This window comes from Pseudaminobacter soli (ex Li et al. 2025), from assembly GCF_029892515.1.
Taxonomy (GTDB): domain Bacteria; phylum Pseudomonadota; class Alphaproteobacteria; order Rhizobiales; family Rhizobiaceae; genus Pseudaminobacter; species Pseudaminobacter soli_A.
On sequence record NZ_JARXVF010000002.1, the window covers coordinates 498,844 to 519,328 of the forward strand.

Annotated in this window: 21 protein-coding genes; 5 read left to right on the plus strand and 16 right to left on the minus strand. The window is 63.0% G+C overall.

The features are described 5' to 3' along the window. Positions 1–3 precede the first annotated feature (3 nt). On the minus strand, positions 4–1,164 hold the full coding sequence (locus tag M2281_RS13160) for a CaiB/BaiF CoA transferase family protein (protein ID WP_280821598.1): 1,161 nt from the start codon (positions 1,162–1,164) through the stop codon (positions 4–6). A gap of 6 nt (positions 1,165–1,170) precedes the next feature. Next, positions 1,171–1,722 carry a MaoC family dehydratase gene (locus M2281_RS13165; RefSeq protein ID WP_280821599.1) on the minus strand — a complete coding sequence of 184 codons (552 nt, stop codon included), beginning with the start codon at positions 1,720–1,722 and terminating at the stop codon, positions 1,171–1,173. A 261-nt stretch (positions 1,723–1,983) separates the two neighbouring features. On the opposite strand from M2281_RS13165, the gene M2281_RS13170 reads away from it, so the two are divergent. Further along, positions 1,984–2,643 carry a peroxiredoxin gene (locus M2281_RS13170; protein WP_280821866.1) on the plus strand — a complete coding sequence of 220 codons (660 nt, stop codon included), beginning with the start codon at positions 1,984–1,986 and terminating at the stop codon, positions 2,641–2,643. A gap of 60 nt (positions 2,644–2,703) precedes the next feature. On the opposite strand, the gene M2281_RS13175 is transcribed toward M2281_RS13170, so the two are convergent. The 6 genes from M2281_RS13175 to M2281_RS13200 form a co-directional block, all read right to left on the minus strand. Beyond that, positions 2,704–3,084, minus strand: a complete 381-nt coding sequence (locus M2281_RS13175) for a YbhB/YbcL family Raf kinase inhibitor-like protein (protein ID WP_280821600.1) — start codon at positions 3,082–3,084, stop codon at positions 2,704–2,706. Between the two features lie 154 nt (positions 3,085–3,238). Continuing rightward, entirely contained in the window at positions 3,239–4,294 is a 1,056-nt protein-coding gene (locus tag M2281_RS13180) for a quaternary amine ABC transporter ATP-binding protein (protein WP_280821601.1), read from the minus strand. After that, a complete protein-coding gene (locus M2281_RS13185) occupies positions 4,287–5,174 on the minus strand; it encodes an ABC transporter permease (protein ID WP_280821602.1) in 888 nt (295 codons plus the stop codon). The genes M2281_RS13180 and M2281_RS13185 overlap by 8 nt, the downstream gene beginning before the upstream one ends. A gap of 105 nt (positions 5,175–5,279) precedes the next feature. Continuing rightward, the gene (locus M2281_RS13190; RefSeq protein ID WP_280821603.1) at positions 5,280–6,281 is read right to left on the minus strand and encodes an ABC transporter substrate-binding protein; all 1,002 of its coding nucleotides are present in this window, start codon (positions 6,279–6,281) and stop codon (positions 5,280–5,282) included. 156 nt (positions 6,282–6,437) lie between these two features. Further along, positions 6,438–7,232 carry a pyrroline-5-carboxylate reductase family protein gene (locus tag M2281_RS13195; RefSeq protein WP_280821604.1) on the minus strand — a complete coding sequence of 265 codons (795 nt, stop codon included), beginning with the start codon at positions 7,230–7,232 and terminating at the stop codon, positions 6,438–6,440. Next, the gene (locus M2281_RS13200) at positions 7,232–7,888 is read right to left on the minus strand and encodes a TetR/AcrR family transcriptional regulator (RefSeq protein WP_280821605.1); all 657 of its coding nucleotides are present in this window, start codon (positions 7,886–7,888) and stop codon (positions 7,232–7,234) included. Before M2281_RS13200 ends, M2281_RS13195 begins: the two co-directional genes overlap by 1 nt. Positions 7,889–8,015: 127 nt before the next feature. On the opposite strand from M2281_RS13200, the gene M2281_RS13205 reads away from it, so the two are divergent. Both M2281_RS13205 and M2281_RS13210 read left to right on the plus strand, forming a co-directional pair. Continuing rightward, entirely contained in the window at positions 8,016–10,043 is a 2,028-nt protein-coding gene (locus M2281_RS13205) for an NADH:flavin oxidoreductase (protein ID WP_280821606.1), read from the plus strand. Between the two features lie 49 nt (positions 10,044–10,092). Beyond that, positions 10,093–12,081: an FAD-dependent oxidoreductase gene (locus M2281_RS13210; RefSeq protein ID WP_280821607.1), complete on the plus strand. Its 1,989-nt coding sequence runs from the start codon at positions 10,093–10,095 to the stop codon at positions 12,079–12,081. Between the two features lie 22 nt (positions 12,082–12,103). On the opposite strand, the gene M2281_RS13215 is transcribed toward M2281_RS13210, so the two are convergent. The 7 genes from M2281_RS13215 to M2281_RS13245 form a co-directional block, all read right to left on the minus strand. Next, positions 12,104–12,442 (minus strand): DUF190 domain-containing protein, encoded by a 339-nt coding sequence (locus M2281_RS13215; protein WP_280821608.1) that lies wholly within the window; start codon positions 12,440–12,442, stop codon positions 12,104–12,106. Position 12,443: 1 nt separating this feature from the next. Then, positions 12,444–12,917 (minus strand): fluoride efflux transporter CrcB, encoded by a 474-nt coding sequence (gene crcB / locus M2281_RS13220; protein ID WP_280821609.1) that lies wholly within the window; start codon positions 12,915–12,917, stop codon positions 12,444–12,446. Next, positions 12,914–13,321: a fluoride efflux transporter CrcB gene (gene crcB, locus M2281_RS13225; protein WP_280821610.1), complete on the minus strand. Its 408-nt coding sequence runs from the start codon at positions 13,319–13,321 to the stop codon at positions 12,914–12,916. The genes crcB (M2281_RS13220) and crcB (M2281_RS13225) overlap by 4 nt, the downstream gene beginning before the upstream one ends. 131 nt (positions 13,322–13,452) lie before the next feature. After that, on the minus strand, positions 13,453–14,193 hold the full coding sequence (locus M2281_RS13230; protein ID WP_280821611.1) for an ABC transporter ATP-binding protein: 741 nt from the start codon (positions 14,191–14,193) through the stop codon (positions 13,453–13,455). Beyond that, positions 14,190–15,026, minus strand: a complete 837-nt coding sequence (locus M2281_RS13235) for an ABC transporter ATP-binding protein (RefSeq protein WP_280821612.1) — start codon at positions 15,024–15,026, stop codon at positions 14,190–14,192. Before M2281_RS13235 ends, M2281_RS13230 begins: the two co-directional genes overlap by 4 nt. Then, positions 15,023–15,931, minus strand: coding sequence for an ABC transporter permease (locus M2281_RS13240; protein WP_280821613.1), 909 nt, complete (start codon positions 15,929–15,931; stop codon positions 15,023–15,025). Before M2281_RS13240 ends, M2281_RS13235 begins: the two co-directional genes overlap by 4 nt. A gap of 9 nt (positions 15,932–15,940) precedes the next feature. Continuing rightward, positions 15,941–17,026: an ABC transporter permease gene (locus tag M2281_RS13245; RefSeq protein WP_425537720.1), complete on the minus strand. Its 1,086-nt coding sequence runs from the start codon at positions 17,024–17,026 to the stop codon at positions 15,941–15,943. A 157-nt stretch (positions 17,027–17,183) separates the two neighbouring features. On the opposite strand from M2281_RS13245, the gene M2281_RS13250 reads away from it, so the two are divergent. Together M2281_RS13250 and M2281_RS13255 are read left to right on the plus strand one after the other, a co-directional pair. Next, positions 17,184–17,876 (plus strand): helix-turn-helix domain-containing protein, encoded by a 693-nt coding sequence (locus M2281_RS13250; protein WP_280821614.1) that lies wholly within the window; start codon positions 17,184–17,186, stop codon positions 17,874–17,876. Further along, the gene (locus M2281_RS13255) at positions 17,873–19,465 is read left to right on the plus strand and encodes an ABC transporter substrate-binding protein (RefSeq protein WP_280821615.1); all 1,593 of its coding nucleotides are present in this window, start codon (positions 17,873–17,875) and stop codon (positions 19,463–19,465) included. The genes M2281_RS13250 and M2281_RS13255 overlap by 4 nt, the downstream gene beginning before the upstream one ends. Before the next feature lie 73 nt (positions 19,466–19,538). Here M2281_RS13255 and pcaQ read toward each other — a convergent pair whose 3' ends face one another. Further along, the gene (gene pcaQ / locus M2281_RS13260) at positions 19,539–20,456 is read right to left on the minus strand and encodes a pca operon transcription factor PcaQ (RefSeq protein ID WP_280821616.1); all 918 of its coding nucleotides are present in this window, start codon (positions 20,454–20,456) and stop codon (positions 19,539–19,541) included. Positions 20,457–20,485 lie beyond the last annotated feature (29 nt).

Genomic DNA, 20,485 nt, shown 5'->3' on the forward strand with positions numbered 1-20,485 from the left:
CGCTCACAGGCCAAATTCCGCGCGGATGGCGTCGCTGTGCTCCCCGATGCGTGGCGCGGCGCGCGACACGACGGGACGCTGCCCGTTGATGCGCAGCGGCGAGCGCGTGGTGGTGATCGACACCTCGCCCTCGCGCGTCACGGTCTGCAGCATGTCGAGCACCTGGAAACCTTCGCTGTCCAGCAGCTCATTCCAGTCCATCACCTTGGCGCACCAGATGTCGGCCGGCTCCAGAATGGCAAGCCATTCCTCGATCGTTCCGGTAGCGATACGTTTCGCGATGACCGCCTTGATATCGTCGCGCGCGGTGAACCAGCTGGCGGGGGCGTCGCGGTATTGAGAGAGTTCCTCCAGACCAAGAAGGTCGGCCAGCTTGGGGATCGGCGTCATTGCGATGGCAAGGTAGCCGTCCCGGGCCGGATAGACGCCGTAGGGCGCAGCGAGATAGGCGTGCGCGCTGCGGAAGCTCGAGCGTCGAGGCAGGCGTCGGCCGTCGTTCAGATGCGTGGTCAGTACCTCGAACTGCAGGTCCACCAGCGCCTCGAGCAGGCTGGTCTCGATATGGCTGCCTTGGCCGGTAACGCCGCGCCGCACCAGAGCGGCCAGAATGCCTTGCGCCGCAGCCGCACCGGCCAGCATGTCGCCGATGGCGAGGCCGAAGGGCACCGGGCCCTGCTGCTCGTCGCCGTTCAGCCACATCACGCCCGAGCGCGACTGGGCCAGAAGGTCCTGACCGGGCCGCTTCAGCCAGGGGCCTTCCTCGCCATAGCCGCTGATCGAGGCGTAGACCAATCGCGGGTTGATCTTGCGCACCGCCTCGTAGTCGAGGCCGAGGCGCTCGATCACGCCGGGGCGAAAGTTCTGGATCAGCACGTCTGCTTTGGTCAGCAGCGTGCGCAGCGCAGCGAGGTCATCATCGTTCTTGAGATCGATCGCCAGGCTCTCCTTGGCGCGGTTGATGGCGTGGAAAATGGTGGAATCGCCGCCGATCTCGGTGTCGCTGAGATAGAGCCGGCGCGACAGGTCACCGCCGTCCGGCCGCTCGATCTTGATGACGCGCGCGCCGAGATCCATCAGCCTCAGCGAGCAATAGGGCCCGGACAGGAACTGGCTCATGTCCACCACGACGAGACCCGTCAGCGGCAGTTCGGTGTCTGTGCTCATCTCTGACTATTTCTCAGTCTTGCCGACGAAATCGGCCGGGTTGCGATACTTCACGGTCTGCAGGTGCTCGCAGTAGAGCACCAGTTCGCCTTCGCCCTTGAATACCTCATAGCTGGCGCGGATCAGGCCCAACTCCTTGTAGCGCGGGCGTTTGTCGAGGTTGGTGCGGATGGCGTAGATCGTGTCGCCGATGAACACCGGCTTGATGAAACGCAGCTTGTCGTAGCCATAGGAAAAGGCATTGACGCAATTGGTCGCGACAAGGCCGAGGCCGGCGGAAAAGACAAAGGCGCCGGCAATCAGCCGCTTTCCGAACATGCCCTCGGTTTCGGCGAACATCTGGTCCTGAACATAAGGGTGAATGTCGAGCACCAGCGTGTTGAAGAGATGGCTGTCGCCCTCCGACATCGTCCTCCGCAGCGAGCGGATCTTCTGACCAACGGGCCAATCCTCATAAAACCAGTTCTCCGAATTCCAGACCGGTATTTCGGCATGGTCGGCCGGCATGTTTAGCGGCCGCGTGGAGGAAATGCCCACCGTGGGCGCGAAGTCCGTCATCTATGCTTCCGTTTCGAAATTGTGCGGCCAGATCGTTGCAGGATCGACCCGCCCCCATATCTTCTTTTATGAATACAGTTTTCACATATGGATGAAACATGCAAGCCGAAATCACCCTCCTGCTGGGCGCGCGCAAGGAGGTGTTTTTCGCCGGCATCCGACGAAATTGGGAAAGGCATGGCGACATAAGAGCTTCGGCCCGGACGCCTATTGCGGTATCATCACCGCATACTTTCAATGACCAACACGGGAGCGACGATCATGGGCCTTCGCATCAACGACATTGCACCGGATTTCACCGCCGAAACGACCAAGGGCACGATCCATTTCCATGACTGGATCGGCGACGGTTATGCGGTGCTGTTCTCGCACCCGAAAAACTTCACCCCGGTCTGCACCACCGAGCTCGGCGCCATGGCCGGCCTTGCCGATGAATTCGCCAAGCGCAACGCCAAGATCATCGGCATCTCGGTCGATCCCGTCGAAAGCCATGCCAAGTGGAAGGACGATATCCGCACCGCCACCGGCTATGTGGTCGACTACCCGCTGATCGGCGACAAGGACCTGAAGGTCGCCAAACTCTACGACATGCTGCCGGCGGAATCCGGTGACAGCTCCGAAGGGCGTACGCCGGCCGACAATGCCACCGTTCGCTCGGTCTTCATCATTGGCCCCGACAAGCGCATCAAGCTCGTGCTGACCTACCCGATGACCACGGGGCGTAACTTCGACGAGATACTGCGCGCGCTCGACTCCATCCAACTCACCGCCAAGCATCAGGTGGCGACGCCGGCCGACTGGAAGCAGGGTGAGGATGTCATCATCACGGCTGCGGTGTCGGACGAAGATGCCATCAAGCGCTTCGGCGCTTTCGACCGCATCCTGCCGTACCTGCGCAAGACTAAGCAGCCGCAGGCCTGAAGCTCCGGTCGCTTCGCGTGAAGAAAATGGGCCTCGCCGTCGGCGGGGCCCTTCGTGTTTTCAGGGTTGGTGCGCGAAATCGCGCTGCGCATTGGCGGTTGCGAGCACTTTGCCCTTCGCGTCCAGAGCCTTCACTGTGAAGACATAGGTGTGCGTGCCGGAAGGCGGGCAGGGGCCTTTGTATTTGAACGCGCCATAGGGCAGCGAGCTTTCGCCCCTATAGGGAACCTGACCACCGCCGTGGTTGAAGTTCGGCGCATTCTTGTCTGTCATGTGGAAATCGAGGGTCGCGGTGCCGCTTGGAACGCCCGACAGCTTGAACGGCGGCGAGTTGGGGTCGAAGCACTTCTTTGTCGGCCCCCAGTCGAAGCTCACCTTCATCTCGGCGTGTGCTGTGGCAGTGAGAGCGGCGAGGATCGTACTTGCCAGCAAGAGACGCATGGTTCCGGTCCCTTTCTCTTCCCATCGTGTGCGCGGAGCGCTGATGTTGTCGTGCCGAAAAGATAGGGCGGCAGCAGCCTGTTGGAAGTTTGGGCACTATCTGCGCGGCGATGGAGGACAGATTGCGCCGTCCTCCATTTGGCCGTGAAATTCTCTAATTGCCGGCCGCCGGCGTCACCATGGCAGAAATAATTCGCTGCAGGTCCAGCCGGCCGATCTGCTCGCCGTCGCCATTGACGACGGAAAGCTCATTCTGCCCGGCCTTGGTCAGCATGGTCGCGGCCTCGTCAAGCGTGGTGTCGGCATGCGCCAGGACCGAAGCCGGCTGGGATCCTGAATTGACCGGGGCCATGACGGCATCGAGCCTGATCACGCGGCCGCGGTTCACCTCCTTCACGAAGTTGGCGATATAGTCGTCGGCAGGGTTGAGCACGATGTCCTGGGCGGTGCCCTGCTGGATCACTTCCCCATCGCGTAGGATCGCCACCCGGTCGCCGAGGCGTAGCGCCTCGTCGAGGTCGTGTGTGATGAAGACGATCGTCTTCTTGATCTCCCGCTGCAGGTCGAGCAGCACGGACTGCATATCCATGCGGATCAGCGGATCGAGTGCCGAGAATGCTTCGTCCATCAGAAGGATCGGCGCATCGTTGGCCAGTGCGCGCGCCAGGCCCACGCGTTGCTGCATGCCGCCGGAAAGCTGGTTGGGATACTTCTGTTCGAACCCGTCGAGGCCGACGCGCTCGATCCAGCGCATGGCCGAATCTACCTGCTTGGCCCGCGGCACGCCCTGCACTTCGAGCCCATAGACGGTGTTTTCCAACACGTTGCGATGCGGCAGCAGCGCGAACTTCTGGAACACCATTGCGGTCTTGTGTCGGCGGAATTCACGCAGCTCTCGTTGGTTCATCTTCACCACGTCGGCGTTGCCGACAAGCACCTCGCCGACGGTGGGATCGATCAGTCGGTTGATGTGACGGATCAGCGTCGACTTGCCGGACCCCGACAAGCCCATGATGACGAAGATGTCGCCGCCGGGCATGTCGATGTTGATGTTCTTGAGGCCCAGAACATGGCCGTGCTTCTCATTCAGCTCGGCCTTGGACATGCCTTGCCTGACCATATCGACATAACCTGCCGCGCCATGGCCGAAGATCTTGTACAGGTTGCGGATATGGATGCCGTTGTCCGCGTTCTTCTGCGGCTCAGCCATGGATGACCTCCAGGTGCCTTTGCAGCCGCTTGCCGTACGCCTGGCTGATGCGATCGAAGATGATGGCGATGCCGACGATGGCGAGGCCGTTGAACACGCCGAGCGTGAAATACTGGTTGGCAATTGCCTTCAGCACCGGTTGGCCGAGGCCCTGCACGCCGATCATGGAGGCGATCACCACCATGGCCAGCGCCATCATGATGGTCTGGTTGATACCGGCCATGATGGTGGGAAGCGCCAGCGGCATCTGCACGTTCTTGAGCTTCTGCCAGCTGGACGAGCCAAAGGCGTCCGCCGCCTCAAGCACGTCGCGATCGACCTGGCGAATGCCCAGATTGGTAAGCCGGATCATCGGCGGGATGGCATAGATCACCACTGCGATCAGGCCGGGCACCTTGCCGATGCCGAGCAACATGACCACGGGGATGAGGTAGACGAAGCTCGGCATGGTCTGCATCACATCGAGGATCGGGTTAATCCAGCTCTGCAGCCGGTCCGAACGCGACATGGCGATGCCGATGGGAATTCCGAGCACGATCGACAGGATGGTGCAGACCAGGATCATCGAGATGGTCTTCATCGTGTCGTCCCACATGTCGAAGTAGCCGATGACCAGCAGCGTGACGACCGAACTGATCACGATCCTCCAGCTGCGGGTGGCGAACCATGCGATAGTCGCGATCAGCAGCAGGATGATCGGCCATGGCGTATTGGTCATGAACCGTTCGGATTGGATGAGAAAATACTGCAGCGGCTGGAAGAAGCCCTCGATAGTGTCGCCATAGGCGCGCGTGAAGCCGCGGAAGCCCTCATCGATGCTCTTCTTCAAGACACGCAGCGTGTCGTCGTCCATGTGCGGAAATCTAGTCATCCAATCCATCGATTTCCCTTTCACTACAAGCGGATCGTGTTCGTATTGTTGGGCTTTTCGAAACGCGTGGGCGGCGAACCGGAGTGGCGCGCCGCCGACGGTTCGTTTGGCCGGTTATTGCGCGGCAGCCTTCACCTTCTCGGCGACCTCGGGCGAGACCCACTTTGTCCAGACGTCCTCGCCGGTCTTGATGAAGTGCTTGGCGCCTTCCTCACCGGTGGCCTGGTTATCGGTCATCCAGGCCAGCAGCTTGTTGACGGTCGCGTTCGGCCAGCTGCGAACCTTGAGGTAATCCATGGCCGGGCCGGCGCGATCGGCGAAGGCGGTGGTCACCAGGGTCTCGACCCTATCCTTGGGCCATGCGTTGCGCTGCGGATCCGGGCAGTCGGCAACTGTATTGCAGCGCTTCCATTCGGCTGCATCGTAGGGCACGCCATATTCGAGCTTGACCATCTCGTACTTGCCGAGCAGCGCGGTCGGTTCCCAGTAGTAGCCCATCCAGCCTTCCTTGCGCTCATAGGCCTTGGCAATCGAGCCGTCGAGGCCGGCGGCCGAACCGGTGTCGACGAGCAAGAAGCCGTGCTTGGCGCCTTCATAAGCCTTGAAGAGCTGGGAGGTGACCAGCGTGCCACCCCAGCCTTGCGGGCCGTTGAAGACGGCGCCCTTCGACGAATCCTCCGGCGCCGGGAACAGCTCGGGATGCTTGAGAGCATCGTCGATGGTCTTGATGTCTGGGTGGGCGTCGGCGATGTATTTCGGAATCCACCAGCCTTGGACGCCGCCGTCGGAGAGCGCCTCGACGGTGGAGACCAGCTTCTTGTCGGCAATGCCGCGCTCGACGACCTCGGGCAGCAGGTCGACCCAGCCTTCCGGCGCAATGTCGGGCTGCCCCTTCTCAGTCATCGAGGTCAGCGTCGGCACCGTGTCGCCGACAACGAGGGATGCGTCACAACCATAGCCGGCGTTGAGGATGAGTTTGTCGATATTGGCCAGCACCTCAGCCGACTGCCAGTTCATGTTGGCTATGGTGACTGTACCGCATTCGGCGGCGTTCGCAGCGCCGCCGATCGCCAGCAGGCCAAGGGCCAGGGCGGTGGATGCAAGCAGATGTTTCATTGTTCACTCCCATTCAAGCGGTGTTGAATAACGAAGATGACAATCGACACCGCGTCAAAAGCCACTTCGCGAAGCACCGCAGGCGCAGCGCGCATGCGATGCTTCAAAGGGCCGCTGCATGCCGCAATCTCCTCCGGGCATGCATCGGCCAAATTCTCAGCCGGTTCGCGACATGGCGACCGCCGCTGCCTCCGCAGCATCGAGACCGGCACTGACGGCGGCGATGAAACCGCCATCGATCATTCCTTGCAGTCCCGCCGCCGTGGTCCCCCGATAGTTGAGAAATGCCCTAACGGTCTCTTCTGGAGAAACATAGTGCGCGCCGAGCAATTGGCTTGCCCCGGCAACGACGGCTATCGCCGCTCTTGTGGCGATGTCTCGAGGCAGACCCTTGGCAACAGCATGATCCATCATGGCCTGTGCAAGCAAGGCTGGAAAGGCGGGACCCGATCCCGACAGCCCTGTCAAATAGTCGATATCGGCTTCGCGAAACACTTCATCCGTCGTGCCGCAGGTTGCAAAAAGCTGCCGCACGAGTTCCTTGTCCTCGGCCTTTGCACCATCGCTCGCGAACCACGGTGTGTAGGATTTGCCGATTTCGGCCGCAGCGTTCGGCATGGCGCGCACGATGCGGTCGCTGCCGCTTCTTGCGGCAAGAGTTGCGACCGGCACGCCCGCCATCACCGAGATTACCAGCTTGCCGCGGGCACCGATCTCTACCGTCGAAAACTGGTCGGGTCGAACCGACAGGATGATTGCGTCCGAACGGTCGGCGAGTTCCCGATTGTCGGCAGTACAAGCAACATCCGGCCAGCCGGACAGCCCGGTCGTCGACCGGCTGGACAAGATGAGTTGCGATGGTTCGACAAATCCCGCCTTCAGCATCGCACGGGCAATGGCGCTACCCAGCCACCCGGTGCCGCCGATAATGCCTATGGTGGGCCTGGTCATCAGACTGCACCTGCGGTTGCTTCGGCCGAGGCAATGTAGCCGTGCCGCGCGCTGAAGCGCTCCATTTCGCTTGGCGTGGGCTCGCGCCCGGTGAAGATCTCGACATATTTCGGGATGCGCGCCATGCGGGTGGCAAGGGTCTCTACCGTCTTCATCGAGATGTAGCCGATCTGGGTCAGGTAGATCGTCCGCGACCTGACATCTGCCGCGAAGGGCTCGAAGCCGAAGCGGAGGAACATGGACTGAAGGGCTTCGAGCCGAGCCGTATCGGCGGCCCCGATTTCCCTGGCCACCTCGGGCGACTGCTGCGCCCAGCTGCGAACCGCGAATTCGAAGCGGGAATCGAACAACTGCTGGTCGAGCCAGCAGTCAAAGACATTCAGGATCGCTTCGGCGACGCTCTCGGCGTAGCTTTCCGTGCGCTTGATGAAGTTTCCAGTGTTCTTGGACCGCCAGAGGTCGATGAGGGCGGCGAGCAGCTCCTCGCGGTCAGCGAAGAACCAGTAGAAGCTGGTGCGCGAAAGCTTCAGCCGCTTCGACAGCGGCAGCACGCGGACGGCATCGACACCGGCCTCGATCAGGCTTTCATAAGCAGCGTCGAGCCATCCGTCGCGTGACCCGCGCCAACCCGTTTCGCCAAGTTTCTCCTGCTCCATGACTGGAAGCTAAGCACGCTAGCAAGTGCCACGCAACCCAAAATGTACGGCGCTGTCGACAGAATTGACAGTGATGTACATTTCCACTTACGATCCTTTTGACGCCTTGTCCTCGGAGCATCCAACGATGTCGAACGACCCGCTTCTCCAACCCTACAAACTAAAGCATCTCACGCTCAAAAACCGGATGATGATCACCTCGCATGAGCCGGCGTATCCCGAAGATGGCATGCCCAAGGCGCGCTACCGCGCCTACCATGCCGAACGCGCCAAAGCGGGCGTCGCATTGACCATGACCGCCGGTTCCGCGTCCGTCGCGCGCGACAGCCCTCCGGTGTTCAACAACATCCTCGCCTACAAGGACGAGGTGGTGCCGTGGATGAGGGACGTGGTCGATGCCTGCCATGAGCATGGCGCGGCGGTGATGATCCAGCTGACCCATCTTGGCCGCCGCACCCGCTGGGACAAGGGCGACTGGCTGCCGGCGGTTTCGCCTTCGCACAATCGCGAGCCTGCACACCGCGCTTTCCCGAAGAAGCTGGAAGACTGGGACATCGAGCGCATCATCAAGGACTATGCCGATGCGGCCGAGCGTATGAAGGCAGCGGGGCTGGACGGCATCGAGCTCGAGGCCTACGGCCACCTGATGGACCAGTTCTGGTCGCCGCTCACCAATACGCTGGAAGCCCCCTATGGCGGCTCGCTCGACAATCGCCTGCGCTTCACCTTCGACGTTCTATCGGCGATGCGCGAGCGCGTCGGGCCGGACTTCATCGTCGGCATCCGCTACACCGCCGACGAGGTGATAGCCGGCGGCCTGACGCGCGAGGATGGCCTCGAAATATCCCGGCGCTTCAAGGCCTCGGGCATGGTGGATTTCCTCAACGTGATCCGCGGCCATATCGAGACCGACGCAGGCCTCACCGACGTGATCCCGATCCAGGGCATGCCGAGCGCGCCGCATCTCGATTTTGCCGGTGAAGTGCGCGCCGAGGTTGGCATGCCGACCTTCCATGCCGCGCGCATCCCCGATGTTGCAACGGCCCGCCACGCGATCGCATCGGGCAAGCTCGATATGGTCGGCATGACCCGGGCGCACATGACTGACCCGCATATCGTGCGCAAGATCATGGAAGGCCGCGAGGATGACATTCGCCCCTGCGTGGGCGCCAACTACTGCCTCGATCGCATCTACCAGGGCGGCGCGGCCTACTGCATCCACAACCCGGCCACCGGCCGCGAGTTGACGATGCCGCACGACATCCCGACGGCCAAGGTCAAGCGGAAGGTTGTGATCGTCGGCGCCGGCCCGGCCGGGCTCGAGGCCGCACGCGTCTCGGCTGAGCGCGGCCATGAGGTCGTGGTGTTCGAGGCTTCCGCCCATCATGGCGGCCAGGTACGGCTGACGGCTCGCAGCCAGCGCCGGCAAGAGATGATCGGCATTGTCGACTGGCGCATGGCGCAGTGCACCGCCAAGGGTGTGACTTTCCGCTTCAACACCTGGGCTGAAGAGGCCGACGTGATGGCCGAGAAGCCGGACGTGGTGATCATCGCCACCGGTGGCTATCCGCACACCGAAGTGCTGTCCGAAGGCAACGATCTCATCGTCTCCACCTGGGACATCCTCTCGGGCGACGTGAAGCCGGGCACCAATGTTCTGCTGTTCGACGACGCCGGCGACAATCCGGCGCTGCAGGCGGCCGAGGTGATCGCCAAATCCGGCGCCAAGCTGGAGGTGATGACGCCTGACCGTTCCTTCGCGCCCGAGGTCATGGGCATGAACCTCGTGCCCTATATGCGCAGCTTGCAGAAGCTGGACGTGACCTTCACCGTCACCTTCCGGCTGGACAAGGTTACGAGCGACGGCAACGAGCTGATCGCCCATATCGGCAGCGATTACGGCGGCGTCGACAAGGTCCGGCGTGTCGACCAGGTGGTGGTCAACCACGGCACCATCCCGATGGACGATCTCTATTTCGCGCTGAAGCCGAAATCGAGCAATCGCGGCGCAGTCGACTACATGCGCCTCATCGAGGGCGAGCCGCAGGAGGTGACGGAGGGAGGCTTCCAGCTCTTCCGCATCGGCGATGCCGTCTCGGCGCGCAACACACACGCCGCGATCTATGACGCTCTGAGGCTCGCCAAGGATCTGTAGCTCGAACAGGCTGGCGGAGGAGGCCGGCCGGGGAGGGGAGGGGAGGAAAATGCAGGAACGGACGTTCAAGCGCCTGTTCACGCCGGTTGCGTTGCGCCACAAGACGCTGCGCAACCGCATCGTCTTTGGTGCCCACACAGCCAACATGGCGGTCGAAGGCCTGCCCACCGAGCGGCACGCTGCCTACTATGCCGAGCGGGCCAAGGGCGGTGCGGCGATGGTGGTGGTCGAGCCCGTGCCGGTGCATGCGGCGGCGGTTTTGACGCGCGGCAACTTTCGCCATTCCGACGACAGCGTGATCCCGCATTTCCGGAAGGTGACGGAGGCCATACACGAGCATGGCGCCGTCGCCATCCAGCAGCTCTACCATGTCGGCCAGCATGGCGATGCCGACAATTCCTTCCATGCCGCCTGGTCGCCTTCCGGCCTGCCGAGCTATCACGACAGCGATGGCTCGCACCGCATGAGCGAGGGCGAGATCGAGGAGACGATCGACGGTTTTGTCCAGGCGGCGCGCCGCTGCCGTGAAGCGGGTTTCGACGGCGTTGAGGTGTGGGCCGCCTATCACGGCATGCTCGACCAGTTCTGGACGCCATGGTCCAACCGGCGCGACGACCGCTGGGGTGGCAGCTTGGAAAACCGAACCCGCTTCAGCCGCGAAGTGCTGACGCGTATCAGAAAACTCTGCGGCGAGGATTTTATTGTTGGTCTGGCCGTCAATGACCAGCCCGATGTCGAGGTGGCGCTGAAGCGCGAGGCCACCGCTGAAATCGTCGCGCAGCACGATCGCGACGGGCTGATCGACTACGTCACCTGCGGATCGGGCGGCTATTTCGACTTCTACAAGCTGATGCCGACCTTTCTTTATCCCGAGAAGCTAGGAGCCGATCTTGCTTCGGTGCTGAAGGGCGCGGTCTCGCATGCACTGGTCACGGCCGAAAGCCATATCCGCACGCCGGAAAACGCCGAAAGCGTGCTGAGCGAAGGCATGGCTGACCTGGTTTCCATCGTACGTGGCCAGATCGCCGATCCGCACCTCGCCAACAAGGCGAGGGAAGGTCGGCCCGAAGACATTCGCGGCTGCCTCTCCTGCAACCAGATGTGCTGGGGCAGGCGCTCGCGCGACTACTGGATTAGCTGTGTGGTCAACCCGTCTGCCGGTCGCGAATGGGAGTGGGGTGGAGATACGTTCCAGCAGGCTCCCACATCGAAGCGCGTTTTGGTGGTCGGCGGCGGACCGGCCGGGCTGGAAGCGGCGCGCGTGGCGGCCGAGCGGGGCCACAAGGTGGTGCTTGCCGAGGCGTCGGATCGGCTCGGCGGCCAGTTCCGCCTTGCCGGGCTGCAGACGCGCCGGGCGCAGGTCCTCGATCTGATCGACTGGTACGAACGGCAATTGCAAAAGCTCGGCGTGGAGATCCGCTACAACACCTATGTGGAGGCTGGCGACATCGCCACCGAAGCGGCGGACGAGGTGATTGTCGCCACCGGCTCGCTTCCGTCCGAAACCGGCTTCCAGCGGGCGCTGCCGCATGTCGAGACCTTGCCGGGTATCGAGCGCGGGAAATTTTTCTCCGCCGAAGCCATCATTGCGGGCGAGGCCCGGCCGGGCAAGCGCGTCATCGTGTTCGACGAAGGCGGCAACTGGAAAGGCTGCGGCACAGCCTGGAAGCTCGCCGAGGACGGACATGAAGTCAGCATCGTCACGCCCGACCCGGTGGTCGGCAAGGAGTTGCAGCGCACCACCGCCGACTTTCCGCTGCGCCGCAATCTTGCCCGGCTCGGCGTGCGGTTCGTCACCGAAAGTGCGATCCTCGAATGGACGGGCGCGGCCGCGCGGATTGCCTCATTCCTTGATGGCCGGGAAGAGTTGATCGAGGCCGATGCGTTGGTTTTCGCCGCAACCAATTCCGCGGAGGACAGCCTTGCGCGGGAACTGACCGAACGCGGTATCGCCTTCACGGCGATCGGCGATTGCCTCGCTGCGCGGCAGGTGCCCTATGCCATACATGAGGGACGCAAGGTGGCGCTGGCGCTGTAGGCGGCAGCGCCTGCGGCGTGGCTCAGGCCTTAGGCGCGCCGTAGTGCAGCACCTGCACCTTCTCTAGCGTCACAAGACCGCTCGACATCATCGTCTCCAGAACGGGGAGGAAGGCATTGATCTTTTCCTCGCTGTCGACGATCTCGACCACCAGCGGTAGGTCTTCTGACAGCCGCAGAATCTTGGCCGTGTGCAGCTGGCTCGACTGGCCGTAGCCCAAGCCGCCGCGCAGCACGGTCGCGCCAGCCAGGTGCAATTCGCGCGCCTTCAGCACGATGGCTTCGTAGAGCGGCCGTCCGTCGGCACGGTCGTCCTCGCCGATGAATATCCGCAGCAGTACCGATTGTTCGGGAATCTGCATGTCAAATTCCTCCCAGGCGGTTGAGGCGCATCGCGAGCAGGTGCCCAAGCCAGACGGCGAGCAGCCAGGCGATCACCGAGATGATGACATTCAGTCCGGCGAGCGACCAGTGACCGGATTGGGTGAGACGTAGCGTTTCGAGGCTGAAAGTGGAGAAGGTGGTGAAGCCACCGCATATGCCGGCCATCACGAACTGGCGATTGCGGCTACCGACGAGCAGGCGTCCGTCCGGGCCGGTGAGCGTGGAATAAAAGCCGATAACGAATGAGCCCACGATATTGACGAACAGAGTGCCCCACGGAAAGCCGGGGCCGAACATCGCAAGCGACGTCAGCGAGACCAGCGCGCGCAGCACGCTGCCGATCACCGCGCCGAGCGACACCGCAAGATAGAGCGAAGCTCTGTCGCGAAAGTTCTGGATCCAGGCCTGCGCTCGTGGTGGGGCGGCGGCGTGTGTCGGCTCCGGCCTGTTCATGAAATGGCGGCTCCGAAAATGGCGGCACCGGCAGCGAAGCCGATGGCGGCACCGGCGAGGCACAGCGTGACCGACAAAAGTACATTGCCGCCGGCACGCAGCATTTGGCCGTCGCGCGCGAGAGTGAGCGTATGAAGACTGAAGGAGGAAACGGTGGTGTAGGCGCCGAGGAAACCGGTCACGGCAAACTGCCACGCCTCGGGCAGGGCAAAGGCCCCGCCGGCGGCCGATGCGGCAGCGACGAAGCCGATGGCGCTCGCTCCGCTGACATTGACGACCATGGTGCCCCAAGGAAAGGTTTCCCCCACGCGCCGCCCAATGAGGCCCGACACGAAGAAGCGCGCGGGCCCGCCTAGCGCGCTGCCCAGCACGACCCAAAGCAAGCCGTGAAGCACGTCCAGCATCTCTTTTCCGAATCTCCTCGCCGCTGGTTCGCCGCGTCGGTAAGGAGTCGTCCGCATGACCCATGCGCTGTCAACCGGAAGCCGATCGAAATCGTTCCGATACTGCCGAGCTGCTTGGTGGTATGACCCGGCTAAGCCGTGTGGGTGGCGCTAATTTCCATCAGCTCGCGCGAATAGGGCTCCTTCAGCGCGCCCTGCTTGAGCTGAGCGGCGTCGGCGATTTCGACGATGCGTCCCTGCCGCATCACCGCCAGACGGTCGCAGAGAAAGGAAACCACCGGCAGGTTGTGGGTCACCATCAGGAAGGTCAGGTTCTGCTCGCGTCGCAGGCGCTTCAGCAGGTTGAGGATCTCAGCCTGCACCGACACGTCGAGCGCCGAGGTCGGTTCGTCGAGCAACAGGATCTTTGGCTCGAGCACCAGAGCCCGGGCGATCGCCACGCGCTGGCGCTGGCCGCCGGAAAGCTGGTGCGGAAAGCGGAAGCGGAACTTTCGGTCGAGCCCGACCGAGGCCATCACCGCCTCGACGCGGGCGTTCTGGTCGCCGATGCCATGGATGCTCAGCGGTTCGCTGAGTGTCGCGTCGATGGTCTTGCGCGGATGCAGCGACCCGTAGGGGTCCTGGAAGACCATCTGGCAAGCCCGCGCGAAATGGCCGTCGATGCCGTGACTGCGCGGCTTGCCGAAAGCGGTGATCGAGCCGGTCCAGTCCGGTGCAAGACCGGCTATGGCCTTGAGCACCGTCGATTTTCCGGAACCGCTTTCGCCGACGAGCGCAAAGCTCTCACCCTCGGCGATGTCGAGGCTCACGCCATGGGTGATGCGCGTTTCGCCATAGGAGATGTCGAGATTCTTGAGCGAAAGCGCGGTCATAGGCTGGCCCATGCACTGCGGTCGAGCACGGGCAGCTCGTCGCGGGTTTCGTTGAGGCGCGGGATGGATGCGATCAGGCCGCGCGTATAGGGGTGCGTGGCGTTCTGCAGCTCGCCCGCGCGGCATTCTTCAACCACCTGGCCGGTGTTCATGACCAGGATGCGGTCGCAATAGCTCGACACGAGATTGAGGTCGTGGCTGATGAAGATCAGCCCCATGCCCTTGCGCTTGATCTGCTCGTCGATGATGTCGAGCACCTGCGCCTGCACCGAAACGTCCAGCGCTGAGGTCGGCTCGTCGGCGATCAGGAGGTCGGGTTCCGGGATCAGCATCATCGCGATCATGACACGCTGGCCCATGCCGCCCGACACTTCGTGCGGATAGAGTTTCGCAACCCGTTCCGGATCGGCGATGCGCACCGATTCCAGCATCGCCAACACACGCTGGCCCACCTCGCGGCGCGACAGGCGCTGGTGGGTCAGCAGCGCCTCGGCGATCTGCTCGCCTATGGTCATCACCGGGTTGAGCGAGAATTTCGGATCCTGCATAACCATGGAAATGCGGGCGCCGCGAATGGCGCGCATCTCTCTTTCCGAGCGGTTACGCAGGTCGATGCCGTCGAAGTTCAGCTTATCCGCGCTGACGCGACCCGGCGCGCGGATGAGCTTCAGGATCGAGCGGCCGGTCATGGATTTGCCCGAGCCGCTTTCGCCGACGATGCCCAGTCGCTCGCGCCCGAGTGTGAAGGACACGCCGCGCACGACATCAATGTCGCCGCGCGGGGTAGGGAAGGTGACGCGCAGGTTTTCGATTTCCAGAAGCGGCGTGCTCAATGCTGTTCTCCGCTTTTGGGGTCGAGGACGTCACGCAGGCCGTCGCCGAGGAAGCAGAAGCCAAGGCTGACGACAATGATGGCAAAGCCGGGCATGGTGGCGACCCACCACTGGTCAAGGATGAAGCTGCGGCCGCGCGCGATCATCGCGCCCCATTCCGGCAGCGGCGGCTGCGCGCCGAGCCCGATGAAGCCGAGGCCGGCCGCAGTCAGGATGATGCCGGCCATGTCGAGCGTCACGCGGACGATCATGGATGACGTACAAAGCGGCAGAACGTGACCGAGTACGACCCTGAGCGAAGACGCGCCCTGCAGCCTGATCGCCGAGATGAACTCGGAGTTCTTGAAGGTCATCGTCTCGGCCCGAGCGATGCGCGCATAGCCGGGCCAGGTGGTGATGGCGATGGCGATGACGGCGTTTTCGATGCCGGGCCCGAGCGCGGCGACGAGGGCAAGCGCCAGGATCAGCTTGGGCAGCGACAGGAAGACGTCGGTGATGCCCATCAGGATGCGGTCTGGCCAGCCGCCGAAATAGCCAGCCAGCGCACCGATGAACAGCCCCGCAGGGGCCGCAAGCACGGCAACCATCGTAACGATCACGAGCGTGATGCGCGCGCCGTAGACGACGCGGGACCAGATGTCTCGGCCAAGTTCGTCGGTGCCCATCCAGTTGGCAGCACTCGGCGCCAGCAGGCGCTGCGTCAGATCCTGCTTTAACGGATCATGGGTGGCGAGCAGCGGCGCGAAGATCGCGGTGAGCACCAACGCAAGAATGATCACGGTCCCGACAACGGCAAGCGGGTTGCGCGACAGGGCGCCGGCGATGCGCCATGCGCGGCCAAGCCGGGCTTGCAGGCGGGAGGAGGGGCTGTCGTCGACCAGCCAGGCGCGAAGGGTTGCGGCCATGAAATCCTCCTATCGCGCGCGCGGGTCGAGGACGCGGTAGAGCACGTCCGAAAGTTTGTTGATGCCGATGAACACCGCGCCGATCACCAGCGTGGCGCCGAGCACGGCGTTCATGTCGGCGTTGAGCAGCGCAGTGGTCAGGTAGTTGCCGATGCCCGGCCAGGAAAAGATCGTCTCGATCATCACCGAGCCCTCAAGAAGCCCGGCGTAGGAGAGGCCGATCACCGTGATCAGCGGCACCAGGATCGGCCGGAAGGCATGGCGCCAGATCACCAGCCGCTCCGGCACGCCCTTCACGCGGGCGGTGGTGACGTACTCCTGCGCCAGCTGGTCGAGCATGAAGGAGCGCGTCATGCGGGCGATATAGGCGAGGCTGAAGAATCCGAGGACCGAGGCGGGCAGCGCCAGATGCCAGAGCGCGTTGAAGAAGATGTCGCGCTCGCCTGCAATCAGGCTGTCGATGAGGATCAGGCCGGTTACGGGCTGCACCAGCCCGTCATAGAAGATGTCGACGCGGCCGGGGCCTCCCACCCATTTCAGCTGGGCGTAGAACAGCGCGAGCCCGACCAGGCCGAGCCAGAAGGCGGGTATTGCGTAGCCGAGCAGGCCAACGACACGGATCGTCTGGTCCACAAGGCTGCCCTGGCGGCTGGCGGCATAGACGCCCATCGGCACGCCGAGAGCCACGCCGATGATGATGCCAATGGTGGCCATTTCGAGCGTCGCGGGGAACACGCGCTTCAGGTCATCAGCCACCAGCTTGCCGGTCGAGACCGACATGCCAAGATCGCCCCTCAGCACCGAACCGATATAGTTGAAGAACTGTACGATCAGCGGCTTGTCGAGCCCGAGCTCGATGCGCGCAGCCTCGTAGACCGCTCTCGGGGCACGGTCGCCGACCACCGCCAGAACCGGATCGATCGGCACCACGCGGCCGATGAAGAAGGTGATCGCCAGAAGCCCAAGAAAGGTGAAGGCCAGCGTGACGACGAAGCCGGCAAGCGCGAGCAGAAAGCGCTTATGCCTGCCCGAGCCAACTGGTTTTGCCGTGCCGGCGACGACCGCGCCCGTCGCGGTATCGGGTTCGAATGCCACGCTTGTCTTTCCCGTCCCTTGCATTCCGCCCTCCCGTCGAAACAGGGGGCGTCGCCCTCGAATAAAACGACGGCCATCCACCGCTGTTCAGGTGGTGGATAGCCGAAAAATCTGCTTGGACTATACAAACATTTTTGCTTAGATCAAAAAAATTTTGATGGGGACGAGAACAACAGTGTCCGTTGCAGCAGGAAAGTCTGCGGCGTCGTCGCAGCCGAAGGTGGGAGCGCTGATCCGCGCCCGCCGCAGGCAGCTGCAAATGACTCTTCAGGAACTGTGCGACGCGGCCGGCATATCTGTCGGCTATCTCAGCCAGGTGGAGCGCGACCACGCGACGCCCTCGCTTGGCACGCTGGCGCAGATCGCCAGGAGCCTTGATGTCGGGGTCGACTATTTCATCTCGGCGCCCGGCGTCGAAGAGGGCCAGACCCGCGCGAGCGAACGCAACAAGTTCTCCGTCGACGGCTCCTCTATCGTCTATGAGAGGCTTGGCGCGGATTTCGCAGGCAATGTGCTCTCTTCCTTCCTGCTGACCATTCCGGCCGGCTACCGCTCCGAGACGGTGAGCCATGAGGGCGAAGAGATCGTCTACATGCTGGAAGGCGCCGTCACCTTCCGGATCGATGGCGACGAGATCACGCTTTCGGCCGGCGACAGTTTCCATTTTCGCGGCAACAGCCCGCATGCCTGGGCAAACGAGACCGGAGAGGTCGCCCGGCTGTTGTGGACCGGAACCTTGCCGCTGTTCCGCTCATCGCATCCCGCGCGCCCGGCCTTGCGCAGTTCCAAGGCCGAGCCCGGCAAGAAGACAAGCAGGAAAACGACCAAAATGAAGGAGGGACTATCATGAAACTTTTGAAGGCCGCATTGCTGGCGGCAGCGCTGGCGATGCCGCTGGCGCCCGTGGCGAGCTATGCCGCTACCCCGGCCAACGCGCTGGTGGTGGCCCAGAACATCGACGACATCGTCAGCATCGACCCCGCCGAGGCCTATGAGTTCTCGTCGGGCGAATATGTGACGCAGACCTACGACCGTCTGGTGCAGTACGACGCGCCCGACGTGAAGACGCTGGCGCCGGGCCTTGCCACCGAATGGGTGGCCGATGACGCCGCCAAGACCATCACCTTCACCCTTCGCGACGGCGTGAAGTTCTCTTCAGGCAATCCGCTGCGCGCCGAGGACGTCGTCTACTCCTTCAAGCGCGTCGTTGTGCTCAACAAGGCGCCGGCCTTCATCCTGACCCAGCTCGGCTGGACGCCCGAGAACATCGACCAGATGGTCAAGGCCGAGGGCAATAAGGTCGTCGTGAAGTATGACGGCGATTTCTCGTCCGCCTTCGTGCTGAACGTGCTCGCTTCGCGCCCGGCCTCGGTTGTCGATGGCGTAAGCGTCCAGGCCAATGAGGCCAATGGCGACATGGGCAATGCCTGGCTGAAGGCCAATTCAGCCGGCACCGGCCCCTTCGTGCTCAAGGCGTTCCGCCCGGCCGAAATCATCAATCTCGTCGCCAATCCTGACTATTTCGGCGGCGCGCCGGCGATGAAGACCGTGATCATCCGCCACGTCGCGGAAGCGGCGACGCAGCAGCTGCTGCTCGACTCGGGCGACGTCGACATGGCCAAGAACCTGACGCCGGACCAGATCAAGAGCCTCGCCGAAAAGGACACGGCGAAGGTCGAGACCTATCCGCAGGCGGCCGTGCATTTCCTGAGCCTCAACCAGAAGGACGAGGCGCTGCAGTCGGAAGCCATCTGGGAAGCCTCGCGCTACCTGGTCAACTATCAGGGCATGGCCGACAGCTTCCTCAAGGGCCAGATGCAGGTGCACCAGGCCTTCTGGCCGAAGGGCTTCCCCGGTGCGCTCGATGACACGCCCTACAGCTACGATCCCGCCAAAGCCAAGCAGATCCTGGCCGACGCCGGCATCAAGACGCCGCTCAAGGTGACGCTGGACGTGATCAACTCCACCCCGTTCACCGACATGGCGCAGTCGCTGCAGGCGAGCTTCGCCGAGGCCGGCATCAACTTCGAGATCATCCCCGGCACTGGCTCGCAGGTCATCACCAAGTATCGTGCGCGCACGCATGAGGCGATGCTTCTCTACTGGGGCCCGGACTTCATGGATCCGGATTCCAATGCCAAGGCCTTCGCCTACAACGAAGACAATTCGGACGGCAATTATCAGTCGACCACCACCTGGCGTAACGGCTGGGCCGTGCCGGCCGACATGAACGCCGAGACCAAGGCCGCCCGCGCCGAGGCCGACCCGGCCAAGCGCAACGAGATGTATGTCGACCTGCAGAAGAAGGTCCAGGAGAAGTCGCCCATCGTGGTGATGTTCCAGGCCGCAACCCAGGTGGCGCACGCCAAGAACGTCCAGGGCTACGTCAACGGCGCGACCTCCGACTTCGTCTACTATCGCCTCGTCACCAAGAACTGAGGCTAGGGCCCAACAGGCTTTCGGGGGTCGCCTTTGGCGGCCCCTTTTCTTTGGGCACTCGTGTGCCTGCCTCTCAGGCGTGAGCGCTTGCGGCTTCGCGGATCGTCTTGAGCAGGATCGAGAAAGCGGGCGAGGGGGCCATGTCGGTACGCATGGTCAGGCCCACCGGGCCACGGGTTTCGCTTGTATCTATGGGCAGTGCGGCGAGCGTGCCGGCCTTGAGGTCGTCGGCAACGACGCCGGCGGAAATGATCCAGATCGCATCGCTCTGGCGAACGAAGGCGCGGCCGAAAGAGTCGGACACGGTCTCGATCTCGGTCGGGATGGCCGCCACCCCGTTGGTCAGGAAGAAGCGCTCGACGAAGGGGCGGATGATGGAGCCGCGTGTCGGCATCAGCACCGGGTAGTTGCTCAGCTCCTCGAATACATCCCGATCGCCCTTGAGCAGCGGATGGCTGCTGCGAACAACAAAGACGACCTGTTCGGAATAGAGGTGCTCGAAGAAGAAGCCGGTCATCTTTTCGGGCTCGGCCAGACGGCCGACGACGAGGTCCAACTCACCCAGCCTTAGTTGCTCGAGGAGCACGACGTTCTCACCGGTCACGATCTTGATGGTGACGCCTGTATCCTCTTCCAGGAAAAGCTTCATGGCCTGCGGCATGATGTGAGCCGACACGGTCGGCAGCGTGCCGATGCGGATCGGCGGGCCGGCTTCTGCGTCTGCATTGGCGACCGAGTCGATGCCCTGCCGAAGCGCGGTGATCGCCATACCGGCATGCTGCATGAAGATCTCGCCCGAGCGCGTTACCCGGATGCCGCGCCCATCGCGTTCCAGCACCGCAACGCCGAGCGCTTCCTCTAGCTCGCGAATGGTCTTGGTAACCGCGGGCTGGCTGACATTGAGGATGGCCGCCGCCTTGACCACGCTCTTCTGGCGCGCAACTTCAAGAAAGGTCTGGAGATGGCGGAACCGGACGCGGCTTTCGTTCATGGACGATACATAACCCATGGGTTAAGGGA

What these genes read in the sequence shown, in the direction of transcription:
- M2281_RS13160 (WP_280821598.1), bottom strand. Translation starts at nt 1,164, where the DNA reads ATGAGCACAGACACCGAACTGCCGCTGACGGGTCTCGTCGTGGTGGAC.
- M2281_RS13165 (WP_280821599.1), bottom strand. Translation starts at nt 1,722, where the DNA reads ATGACGGACTTCGCGCCCACGGTGGGCATTTCCTCCACGCGGCCGCTA.
- M2281_RS13170 (WP_280821866.1), top strand. Translation starts at nt 1,984, where the DNA reads ATGGGCCTTCGCATCAACGACATTGCACCGGATTTCACCGCCGAAACG.
- M2281_RS13175 (WP_280821600.1), bottom strand. Translation starts at nt 3,084, where the DNA reads ATGCGTCTCTTGCTGGCAAGTACGATCCTCGCCGCTCTCACTGCCACA.
- M2281_RS13180 (WP_280821601.1), bottom strand. Translation starts at nt 4,294, where the DNA reads ATGGCTGAGCCGCAGAAGAACGCGGACAACGGCATCCATATCCGCAAC.
- M2281_RS13185 (WP_280821602.1), bottom strand. Translation starts at nt 5,174, where the DNA reads ATGGATTGGATGACTAGATTTCCGCACATGGACGACGACACGCTGCGT.
- M2281_RS13190 (WP_280821603.1), bottom strand. Translation starts at nt 6,281, where the DNA reads ATGAAACATCTGCTTGCATCCACCGCCCTGGCCCTTGGCCTGCTGGCG.
- M2281_RS13195 (WP_280821604.1), bottom strand. Translation starts at nt 7,232, where the DNA reads ATGACCAGGCCCACCATAGGCATTATCGGCGGCACCGGGTGGCTGGGT.
- M2281_RS13200 (WP_280821605.1), bottom strand. Translation starts at nt 7,888, where the DNA reads ATGGAGCAGGAGAAACTTGGCGAAACGGGTTGGCGCGGGTCACGCGAC.
- M2281_RS13205 (WP_280821606.1), top strand. Translation starts at nt 8,016, where the DNA reads ATGTCGAACGACCCGCTTCTCCAACCCTACAAACTAAAGCATCTCACG.
- M2281_RS13210 (WP_280821607.1), top strand. Translation starts at nt 10,093, where the DNA reads ATGCAGGAACGGACGTTCAAGCGCCTGTTCACGCCGGTTGCGTTGCGC.
- M2281_RS13215 (WP_280821608.1), bottom strand. Translation starts at nt 12,442, where the DNA reads ATGCAGATTCCCGAACAATCGGTACTGCTGCGGATATTCATCGGCGAG.
- crcB (WP_280821609.1), bottom strand. Translation starts at nt 12,917, where the DNA reads ATGAACAGGCCGGAGCCGACACACGCCGCCGCCCCACCACGAGCGCAG.
- crcB (WP_280821610.1), bottom strand. Translation starts at nt 13,321, where the DNA reads ATGCTGGACGTGCTTCACGGCTTGCTTTGGGTCGTGCTGGGCAGCGCG.
- M2281_RS13230 (WP_280821611.1), bottom strand. Translation starts at nt 14,193, where the DNA reads ATGACCGCGCTTTCGCTCAAGAATCTCGACATCTCCTATGGCGAAACG.
- M2281_RS13240 (WP_280821613.1), bottom strand. Translation starts at nt 15,931, where the DNA reads ATGGCCGCAACCCTTCGCGCCTGGCTGGTCGACGACAGCCCCTCCTCC.
- M2281_RS13250 (WP_280821614.1), top strand. Translation starts at nt 17,184, where the DNA reads ATGGGGACGAGAACAACAGTGTCCGTTGCAGCAGGAAAGTCTGCGGCG.
- M2281_RS13255 (WP_280821615.1), top strand. Translation starts at nt 17,873, where the DNA reads ATGAAACTTTTGAAGGCCGCATTGCTGGCGGCAGCGCTGGCGATGCCG.
- pcaQ (WP_280821616.1), bottom strand. Translation starts at nt 20,456, where the DNA reads ATGAACGAAAGCCGCGTCCGGTTCCGCCATCTCCAGACCTTTCTTGAA.